This is a genomic window from Paenirhodobacter ferrireducens, from assembly GCF_004022265.1.
In the GTDB taxonomy this organism is placed as follows: domain Bacteria; phylum Pseudomonadota; class Alphaproteobacteria; order Rhodobacterales; family Rhodobacteraceae; genus Rhodobacter; species Rhodobacter ferrireducens.
Genome location: NZ_SAVB01000002.1, coordinates 106,841 through 116,012 on the forward strand (window position 1 = coordinate 106,841; position 9,172 = coordinate 116,012).

Sequence of the window (9,172 nt, forward strand, 5' to 3'; positions counted from 1 at the left end):
CGAAGGGGCAGGTGTTGACTGCGACGACTTGTCCAACCTGCATGTCTGCTGTGGGCGCGGCGGGCTCATAGTTGTAGAATCAATAAAATTGCAGAAATCAGAAAGAAATCTGGATTCCCCGACGTCAGGAAGACAAGGATGGGGGCGGGGAACCCAAAGGGGACATGATGCTCGGAATCGCCGGTTTTGTCTTGGGGGTCGTGGTGTTGCTGCATCTCGGATATGCGCTGTCGGCCCGTCTTCCGGTGGCAATGCGGATGGCGTTGCCTGCCGCGGTGCTGGCAGGGCTTGCCGGGCTAGGGGGGCGGCTTGTGCTCGAGAGGCACGCTCCGTTCAAGGCAATGCTGGCGCCGCTGCTGGATTTCGGCCTGCTGCTGCCGGGGATGCTTTTGCTGCCGGTGATGGTCGCATCCTCTGTCGGCGAGCGCGCAGGGGGAGCCATGCAACGTTCGTCCAATATCGGGGCGATGGCGGCAGCCGGTGTGGTGCTGTTCGGCCTGCAGGTCGCGCTCGGCGGATTTCTTGGGGCCGCGATCGCCCGCGCCATGCCGGATCTGGAAGTCTACAACACTTTCGGGCTGGAACTCGTTGCAGGGTTCGTCGGCGGGCATGCGACTGCGGGGGTGATTGGCAGCATCCTGCACAAGCTGGGCAACCCGGACTGGGCGCTGGCACAGGCTCTGGCCGTGACTTATGCCTCGATCGGGCTGGTTCTTGGCGTGGCGACTGGACTTGCGGCGGTGGAACTGCGCCGGCGGCGCACCGGGGGCGCCGAGGCCAGGCGTGCCGCCGGCCCGGTTGCCGAGACATCCCCTGCCGAGCCCGCCGCCCGCCGCCGGCAGCGGTTCGGCGTGACGCTGCTCGTTGTCCTGGCAGGGGTGGCGCTGACGCTCGGGATGCACCGGTTGGCCAGGTGGGCCGGCGTCCCGATGATCGAGAACATCCCGGTCTGGGTTCTGGGCCTGCTGCTGGCGCGGCTGTTATGGATTGCGCTGCGCAACAGCCCTGCCGGGCGACAGGTCGATGTCGCGAGCCGAGACCGGATCGCGGGCTATTCCAGCGATCTGGCGGTGGTCGCGGCGCTGCTCAGCCTGCCTATCGACATGATCGGCGCTTATGCCCTGCCGGTGGTCGTGATCTCCTGCGTCGGGCTCGTGGCCACTGCGATCGTGGTGGCCGCGTTCTCGGCTCTGGCGTTCAGCAATGCGCGTTTCGAACGGGCCATGCTGATCTACGGGACGGCGACGGGGGTCTACCTGACCGGGCTTTTGCTGCTGCGGGCAGCGGATCCGGACGGGCGCACATCCACTTTGCGGGATGGGGCTCTTGCCTATCCGCTGATGGCGGTGGTGAGCCTTGTGGCTTTGCCCGCGATTGCCGTTCTGGGCATGGCGCACGGATCGGTGGTCATGGGAAGCATGGGAATCGGGATCTGCCTTCTGGGCGTTCTGGCGATGGCGATCAGACGCCTCTCGGTGACTCAGAGCCTCATGCTGTAAGGATTTTCGGGGGCATCTGCGCGACAAAGAGAATAATAAACTTTAGGTTGTATACCTACATACTTATTGTTTAGATTCATCTCGTGGCGGAGCTCAGCCATACCAAGTCAGGGTGGAGGGAGAGTCCCGCCCTGTAACAAGTGGCGCGCTTTTTCCTCACCTTTTCATTTTATCTGTGTCTTTCGCTGCCCACCTGCCGCTTTGGCGTCAGATGTGAAGCGGAAGGGTGTGTGAAGAGCGCCAAGTTTGGCCGTCCGGCATCGCAAGGTGAAGCGGGGTGGCGAACTTGTGAAAGGTTAACGGGAAATCGCAGCGTCGTAAGAAGTGTTAAACCCACCCAATGGGCAGGGAAGCGAGGGATTACGATGCCGACACCATTGCCGTCATGGACCACCGCAGGGGGCCATAACATGCCGATTCCAGATGATCTGACAGAGAATATCCGCTATCTGGTTTCTCTGCTCCCGTCCATTGCCGTAGCTTCAAAACGGATGGGCATAAACCGCCAGCAATTGAACAAATATCTGAACGGCAGCAGCGCGCCGTCGCTGCGGACCATGCGCAAGATGGCCACGGTTTTCGAGCTTCCGACCGAGGCGCTGATGCTGCCCCCGCAGGAGCTTCGGCGGCGCCTGACACCTGGCGCCGGTGCGAAGCCTGACCTGGTTCCCGCCGGGATGGGCCGGGAAGCTGCGCTGATCCGCAATGCGGCGGCGGAGTGTGAAAAATCGGCCAAGGCGCTTGCGCCCTATTGTGGGCGGTATTTCCGCTACAACTGTGTCCCCGAGATGCCGGCATTTGCGCTGCGGACCTGCGCGATCATCTTTCAGCGCGACGGCATGACCTATGCGCGGGTGCTGGAACGGTTTGCCCCCGCCGGCAGCCCATGGCTCCGCGAAGGGGTCCGCAGAACGCTGCATCAGGTGTGCTACGTTCAGGACAGGATCCAGTTCGTCGATTACGGGACGTCGGAGGGGGAGGTGACCCCCGGATTCTCCCTGTTCTACCCGGTCTACACCTCCGGGGTGCGGCATCTGAGCGGCGTCATGCTGGGAAGTTTCAGCTTTGGGGCGCGCCCGATCTTTACCTCCAACGTCGTCATGGAGCGGCGTCCGGCCGGGGTGAGCCTGCGCGACGACCTGCTCGCGAGCGGCCTCGTCGCACTGAACGATCCGGCGCTTTCGGTGGAGGTGCGCCAGCGTCTGTGCCGTGCCGACGGTACCCCGGTCATGCACCTCGCAGGGTAGGCTGAAGATCAGATGCACAAGGAATTTCCCGCCAATCTGCGCAGGCTCGTGCACCATTATCCGAGCACGTCCCGCGCCGCCGAGGCGCTCGGCATCAACCGCCAGCAGCTGAACAAATATCTGAGCGGGCTCAGCATGCCCTCGCTGGCGACGTTGCGCAACATCGCCGCGCATTTCGATCTGGAACCGGACGATCTGCTGCTACCGCCGGACCGGTTTGCGGCGCGCTGGCGGCCGCCGATGCGGATCGAGGGGCTTCCGCCCCGGATGCGGCAGGCGTTTGCCGCGCTGCTGGAAAACATGGCGCAGACCCGCCGCACCCTTTCGCAGTTTTGTGGCTGCTATCACGTCTGCACGCCGCTGCGCACCAATCCCGACAGGATCGGGCGCGCCTACACCGTGATCTCTCAGGAAGGCGATCTCACCCTGGTCAAGACGATCATGTATGCGACGTCGCGGGGGAGCTTCCGGGAAGCCGGCAGCCAATCAAGATCGACGGCATCGTGCAGTGGCTGGGGGAGCGCATCTATATCACCGATGCTCAAAACGTCGGCCTGCCCAATGCGCGGCTGCAGTCGATCGCGCTCTATCCTCCCGCTCTGCCCTCGATGCCCTTCCTCACCGGCCTGCTGATGACGACGAACAACGCGCGCACGCGGCCGATCTATTCGGCGCCGATCGTGTTCAAGCGCCTTGCCGGAACGGGGCCGAAGAAGGCGGACATCGAGGCCTGCGGGGTGTTCTACAGAAACGACCCGCGGCTGGACCCGGCGATGATTGCCCTGCTCGATGGCGGATCGTCGTCGCTCTAGGGCCTGCGCCGGGTCTGAGGCGCTGAGGGCAATGCCGCCGGACCAGATGCCGGGATCCTCGCAATCTTCCCGAGCGGCAAAGACCGATGCCGCCCCCGGCCGGGGGCGGGTCCGGCTGACCGGTAATCCGGGGCGGCGACGTGGCCGTGACCCGCACGCAATTCCGCGCTCGCCAAGAAAACGGGGTGGCCGATGGGCCACCCCGTGTCGTTTCACGCGCTCGGGCGCTTCAGAACGGGATCTCGTCGTCGAAATCTGCGCGGCCGCCGCCTGCGGGGGCCGCGCCGCCGGCGCCACCGCCGTAGGACGGGCCTTCGTCGTAGCCGCCGCCCTGCGCGCCGCCGCGGTAGCCGCCGCCACCGCCGCCCTGGCCGCCACCGTCACGACCGTCGAGCAGCGTCAGCTCGCCGCGGAACGGGCGCAGCACGACCTCGGTCGAATAGCGGTCCTGACCCGACTGGTCCTGCCACTTGCGGGTCTCGAGCTGACCCTCGACATAGACCTTCGAGCCCTTGCGCAGATATTGTTCGGCGATCTTCGCGAGGTTCTCGTTCAGGATCGCGACCGAATGCCATTCGGTGCGCTCCTTGCGCTCGCCCGTCGCCTTGTCGCGCCAGGTCTCCGAGGTGGCAATGCGCAGGTTGCACACCTTGCCGCCGTTCGAGAAGGTGCGCACCTCGGGGTCGCGCCCCAGGTTGCCCACCAGGATGACCTTGTTCACAGAGCCGGCCATGCAGTTCCTCCGCTGTGGCCGCGCGCGAGTGCCGCGCGGCGATTCCGATTTGTCCGACCGGGTATAGAACAGCGCTTCCGCCCCGCCTAGAGGCCGGGGCGGGAAACCGGCCTCAAACCCGGGGTGGAGGGGCCGAACCCGGGGTGGAGGCGGGCGAAAAGCCCCTCCCTCCATCCGGGTGCCGATGGTGCTGCGCCGCGGCATCGGCGAGAGCGGCGGCACCGAGCCCGGGCATGTCGCCCCGGCCGTAGGGAGATCGTGATGACTCATTTCCGCAAGTTCACCGCCGCCGCTGTCCTCGCTTCGCTCGTCGCGGGCGCCGCGCTGCCGGCTGCCGCCGCCGGTGTCGACGCCGCGACGCAGGAACAGCTGCGCACCAAGCTGACCCAGGAGGGCTATGAAGTGCGCAAGATCGGCACCGAGGACGGCCTGATCGAGGTCTACGCGCTGAAGGACGGCAAGAAGTTCGAGCTCTACTTCAACGACAAGCTCGAGCAGGTGAAGAACGGCGCGTCGGAGAACTGAGCCCGGCCGGGGCCGGGGACGTCTGTCCCCGGCCCGCCCGCAGGAGGACAAGATGACCGCCACGCCCCTTTCCCCCCCCGCCGAGCCCCGCCGCGACACCCGGATCTGGGATCCCTTCGTGCGGCTGTTCCACTGGACGCTCGTCGGCTGCTTTGCCGCGAACGCGCTTGTCACCAACCCCGAGCACAGCCTGCACCACTACATCGGCTTCACCGTCGTCGGGCTGGTTCTCGCGCGCGTCCTGTGGGGGCTGATCGGCACCCGCCATGCGCGCTTTTCCGACTTCCCCCCGTCGGTCTCGGGCGCGATGGAGCAGCTCTCCGAGATCGTCCGCGGCCGCCGTCACGTCCATGCCGGCCATTCGCCGCTTGGCGCGCTGATGATCTACAACCTCATCGTGACGCTGCTGGTGATCGGCTTTTCCGGCTGGCTGATGACGACCGACACCTATTGGGGTGTGCAATGGCCCGAGGACCTGCACAAGGCCGCCGTTACCTGGGCCGAGGTCTCGGTGCTCGCCCATGTCGCCGCGGTCTTCCTCGAAAGCCTGCGGCTGCGGATCAACCTTCCGCGCGGGATGATTACGGGCTACAAGGCTCTGCCAGTGAACGACACGGATAATGGCAGATGACCACCGAACGGGGGGATTCCCCCAAGCCGCGCCGACGGCGCGAGGCCGCGCTGATCGCGCTGATGGCGGTGCAGCTTCTCTGCTCCGCCTTCTTCATCAGCGATGTCATCACCGACACGATGGAAGCGGGCAGCATCTCGGCCCATCTCGATCTCGAGATGCTGGCAAACCTCGGCCTGATCGCCGGGATTGTGGTCGAGGGGCTGGTGCTGCGCGCCATGCTGGCGCGCGAGGCGCGCTCGGCACAGGCGCTGTCGGTGGCGCGCGGCGCGCTCGCCACGTTGATGCAGCAGCGCTTCGAGGCCTGGGGCCTGACCCCTTCCGAGGCTGATGTCGCAGGCTTCACCATCAAGGGCTGCACCATCGCCGAGGTCGCGGCGCTGCGCGGCTCCTCCGAGGCGACGGTGAAGACCCATCTGAATGCGGTCTATCGCAAGGCTGCGGTCAGCGGCCGTGGCCAGCTCGTCTCGCTGTTCATCGAGGACTTGCTTGCCGGTCCGATCGAGGGCGGGGCGGTCGGGGGCTGAGCATCGGCAAGGCTTTGCCGATGGCGCCCGGGGCAGGGCGTGCGCGGCGCTTTTCCTTTGTCGCGCTTTGCGTATAATCGCGACCGAAAAACAATTTTGGTAGGGACGGATGCGGAAGATTGCCGGGGTGGTGACCCTCGGGCTGGCCGTGGCGCTGGCTCCTCTTGACGGAACACAGGCCCGCGCTGAGGGGCTGCAGCTTTCCGGGGCCTCGACGAAATCGCGCGCGCTGCTGTTTCGCAACCAGACGCGCCTGCTCGACACCCGGCTCGCCGGGCAATATGGCAATTCCTCCCGGCTGCGGCCGAGCGGTGGCGACGCGATGATCGGCGATCTGGCCGCGATGCCGCGCTATTCCGGGCGCTACCGCGGCCAGTATCTGCAGGCGGCGAAGACCGCCGCGGCGCATCACGGTGTTCCCGAGGACCTGTTCCTGCGTCTCGTGCAGCAGGAAAGCGGCTGGAATGCCGCCGCCGTTTCGCCGAAGGGCGCGACCGGGCTTGCACAGCTGATGCCGGGCACGGCGGCGCGGCTTGGCGTCGATGCGACGGATCCGCACGAGAACCTCGAGGGCGGCGCGCGCTATCTGCGGATGATGTACGAGCGTTTCGGCAATTGGCGGCTGGCACTCGCGGCCTATAACGCGGGCCCCGAGGCGGTGGACAAGCACGGCGGCGTGCCGCCCTATGCCGAGACGGTGAATTACGTCCGGGTCATCTACGGCGGCTGAGGCGGCCGGCAGATCCCGCGACACCCGCAATGAAAAAGGCGCGCCTTCCGGCGCGCCTTTTGCTCTCGCATCGCCGTCCCGGATCAGGGGATGATGCGCGTGTACTTGGTGCCGGCAAGCGAGGCGCCGGCGATCAGCCCGGCCTGGCCGAAAACCAGCGCAATCACCGGCGCGAGCGAGGTGGTGGTGTCGGTGCCGATCGCGCCGCCACGGTCGGGCAGGGCGTAGCGCGCATCCGCGCCCACTTCCCAGCCGTCGTTGCGGCGGAAGTCGGCGAGTGAATCCTCGGTCATGAAAAACAGCGCATGGGCGAATTGCTGGGCGCCGATCTGGAAGCCGATCGAGGCCGAGGCGGCCGAGTAGTAATCGACCGTCACGTTGTTGATCCGCAGCGCGCCGCGGCCATAGGAGCCGCCGATGCCAAAGCCCGCCTCGGTCATCAGCGGCATGTAGAGCACGCCGCGCGCCTTGCCCATCAGCTCCTGCGTGCCGGGGTACTTCTGCAAAAGGTAATCGCGCGTCGCATCGACGCGTGCATCAATCTTTGCCGCCCCGTCCGACCCGATGCCGTTGCCGCAGGCCGCAAGCCCGAGTCCGGCACCGCCGATCGCCAGAAGGGTTCGTCTGGTAAACTGTGTCATCCGCTCGCTCCGCTCATGGTCCCGGGCATTATGGCTGCCCGCTGGCCACAAAGTATAGGGCAGAAACGCCGTCCTGCAACCGCCGGTTGGGCTGGGGTGCCGGCCCGCCGGCGCTTTCGGCAATCAGGCGCCGATCAGCCGCGCCGCTGCCGGGGCGAAATAGGTGAGCACCCCGTCGCAGCCCGCCCGGCGGAAGGCCATCAGGCTTTCAAGCATGACCTTGTCATGATCGAGCCAGCCGTTGCGCACCGCCGCCATCGCCATCGCGTATTCGCCCGACACCTGATAAGCATAGGTCGGCACGCCGAAGGCGTCCTTCACCCGCCGGCAGACATCGAGATAGGGCAGGCCGGGTTTGACCATGACCATGTCGGCGCCTTCCTCGAGATCGCGCGCCACCAGCCGCAGCGCCTCGTCGCTGTTCGCGGGGTTCATCTGATAGGTCTTCTTGTCGCCCTTCAGCGCCCCCGTCGCCCCGACCGCATCGCGGAACGGGCCGTAGAAGGCCGAGGCGTATTTGGCCGAATAGCTCATGATCGTGACGTTCTGGTGCCCGTCGGCCTCGAGCATCGTGCGCAGCGCGCCGATGCGGCCGTCCATCATGTCCGAGGGGCCGAGGATGTCGGCGCCGGCCTCGGCCTGGGCGCGGCCCATCTTCACCAAGCACTCGACGGTCTCGTCGTTCACGATCATCCCGTCGCGCACCAGCCCGTCATGGCCGTTCGCATTGAAGGGGTCGAGCGCAATGTCGGTCATGATCGCGACCTCGGGCACCGCCGCCTTCATCGCGCGGATCGCGCGGTTGGTGATGTTTTCCGGGTCCCAGGCCTCCTCGCAGCCTTCGGTGCGGCACGAGGGGTCGGTGTAGGGAAAGAGGCAGATCGCCGGGATGCCGAGGCTTGCCGCCTCTTCCGCGGCCTGCACCGCGCCGTCGACCGTGCGCCGGAACACGCCGGGCATCGAGCTGACCTCGACATCCGCGCCGGGCACGTCGGTGACGAAGATCGGCCAGATCAGATCCTTGACCGACAGCCGGTTTTCCTGCGCGAGGTCGCGCAGCGCGGGCGTGCTGCGCATGCGGCGCAGGCGGGTCACGGGGAAGGGCGGAATGATCGGGTGCATGAGAAGCCTCCTGTGTCGTCCTTTCGGTGCCACGGATCGGCCCGGGCCACAACCCTGCTCACGCGGCCGTGTCCGCGAAAGCCCCGTCGCCAGAGGTTTTCCCCAGCGAAAACATCGTCTACTGTGCCACTGGCGGGGGCGGACGGGGCCGCCGGACGAAAGGGCGACGCGGTGCTGCAGAACATCTTCCAGCTGATCGACATGCGGTCGTTTTCCAGCCTGTGGTACTGGATCGCGCTGGCCGTCACCTGGTCGACCACCTCGCACTGGGTGCTGGGCGTGCCCTTCGACATGGTCAGCCGCGCCCGCCGGCACGCGGGCCCCGGGGCCGACGAGCTGGTCACGCTCACCCGCATCAACGTCGCCCGGCTGCTGCTGATCGGGCGCGAGGCGGGGCTGGCGCTGACCCTCGTCGCTTCCTGCCTGCTCAGCCTGCTGGTCGTGCTGGGCTTCGTCTATCATTTCGAATTCGCCCAGGCGGCGGCGCTGATCCTGGTGCCGCTCTCGCTCGTCGGGCTGCTCAGCCTGCGCGCAGCGGAGCGGCTCGAACCTGGGCTGCAACCCGGCGGGCTCGATGCCGAGGCGGTGGCGCAGGCGCTGACAAGGCACCGTTTCCGGGTGCAACTCGTCGGGCTGATGGCGATCTCGGTCACCGCGCTGTGGGGCATGTTCCAGAACCTCAGCCACTATTACGTGGGCTGAGCC

Annotated in this window: 12 protein-coding genes; 9 read left to right on the plus strand and 3 right to left on the minus strand. The window is 66.5% G+C overall.

From position 1 onward, the window contains the following. Positions 1 to 167 precede the first annotated feature (167 nt). From EOW65_RS02045 to EOW65_RS20190, 4 genes are all read left to right on the plus strand, one after another. Complete coding sequence (locus EOW65_RS02045; protein ID WP_128147346.1) at positions 168 to 1,499, plus strand: sodium/glutamate symporter family protein; 1,332 nt, start codon at positions 168 to 170, stop codon at positions 1,497 to 1,499. A 410-nt stretch (positions 1,500 to 1,909) separates the two neighbouring features. Next, positions 1,910 to 2,746: a helix-turn-helix domain-containing protein gene (locus tag EOW65_RS02050; protein WP_164879962.1), complete on the plus strand. Its 837-nt coding sequence runs from the start codon at positions 1,910 to 1,912 to the stop codon at positions 2,744 to 2,746. A gap of 12 nt (positions 2,747 to 2,758) precedes the next feature. After that, a complete protein-coding gene (locus EOW65_RS02055; protein ID WP_240664448.1) occupies positions 2,759 to 3,379 on the plus strand; it encodes a helix-turn-helix transcriptional regulator in 621 nt (206 codons plus the stop codon). Continuing rightward, positions 3,379 to 3,558 carry a hypothetical protein gene (locus EOW65_RS20190; protein ID WP_240664449.1) on the plus strand — a complete coding sequence of 60 codons (180 nt, stop codon included), beginning with the start codon at positions 3,379 to 3,381 and terminating at the stop codon, positions 3,556 to 3,558. The genes EOW65_RS02055 and EOW65_RS20190 overlap by 1 nt, the downstream gene beginning before the upstream one ends. A gap of 229 nt (positions 3,559 to 3,787) precedes the next feature. Here the strand turns inward: EOW65_RS20190 and ssb are convergent, their stop codons facing one another. After that, complete coding sequence (gene ssb, locus EOW65_RS02060) at positions 3,788 to 4,291, minus strand: single-stranded DNA-binding protein (RefSeq protein ID WP_128147348.1); 504 nt, start codon at positions 4,289 to 4,291, stop codon at positions 3,788 to 3,790. Positions 4,292 to 4,552: 261 nt separating this feature from the next. Here ssb and EOW65_RS02065 point away from each other — a divergent pair, with 261 nt between their 5' ends. From EOW65_RS02065 to EOW65_RS02080, 4 genes are all read left to right on the plus strand, one after another. Beyond that, entirely contained in the window at positions 4,553 to 4,816 is a 264-nt protein-coding gene (locus EOW65_RS02065) for a PepSY domain-containing protein (protein WP_128147349.1), read from the plus strand. A 52-nt stretch (positions 4,817 to 4,868) separates the two neighbouring features. Further along, complete coding sequence (locus EOW65_RS02070; RefSeq protein WP_128147350.1) at positions 4,869 to 5,447, plus strand: cytochrome b/b6 domain-containing protein; 579 nt, start codon at positions 4,869 to 4,871, stop codon at positions 5,445 to 5,447. Further along, positions 5,444 to 5,974, plus strand: a complete 531-nt coding sequence (locus tag EOW65_RS02075; protein ID WP_128147351.1) for a helix-turn-helix transcriptional regulator — start codon at positions 5,444 to 5,446, stop codon at positions 5,972 to 5,974. Before EOW65_RS02070 ends, EOW65_RS02075 begins: the two co-directional genes overlap by 4 nt. A gap of 109 nt (positions 5,975 to 6,083) precedes the next feature. Then, on the plus strand, positions 6,084 to 6,704 hold the full coding sequence (locus tag EOW65_RS02080; RefSeq protein WP_128147352.1) for a lytic transglycosylase domain-containing protein: 621 nt from the start codon (positions 6,084 to 6,086) through the stop codon (positions 6,702 to 6,704). Positions 6,705 to 6,787: 83 nt separating this feature from the next. On the opposite strand, the gene EOW65_RS02085 is transcribed toward EOW65_RS02080, so the two are convergent. Together EOW65_RS02085 and hemB are read right to left on the minus strand one after the other, a co-directional pair. Continuing rightward, entirely contained in the window at positions 6,788 to 7,345 is a 558-nt protein-coding gene (locus EOW65_RS02085; RefSeq protein WP_113900259.1) for a lipid-binding SYLF domain-containing protein, read from the minus strand. A gap of 123 nt (positions 7,346 to 7,468) precedes the next feature. Beyond that, the gene (gene hemB / locus EOW65_RS02090) at positions 7,469 to 8,467 is read right to left on the minus strand and encodes a porphobilinogen synthase (RefSeq protein ID WP_128147353.1); all 999 of its coding nucleotides are present in this window, start codon (positions 8,465 to 8,467) and stop codon (positions 7,469 to 7,471) included. A gap of 171 nt (positions 8,468 to 8,638) precedes the next feature. Between hemB and EOW65_RS02095 the strand changes: the two genes are divergently transcribed. After that, a complete protein-coding gene (locus EOW65_RS02095; protein ID WP_338054885.1) occupies positions 8,639 to 9,169 on the plus strand; it encodes a component of SufBCD complex in 531 nt (176 codons plus the stop codon). The last annotated feature ends 3 nt before the right edge of the window (positions 9,170 to 9,172 follow it).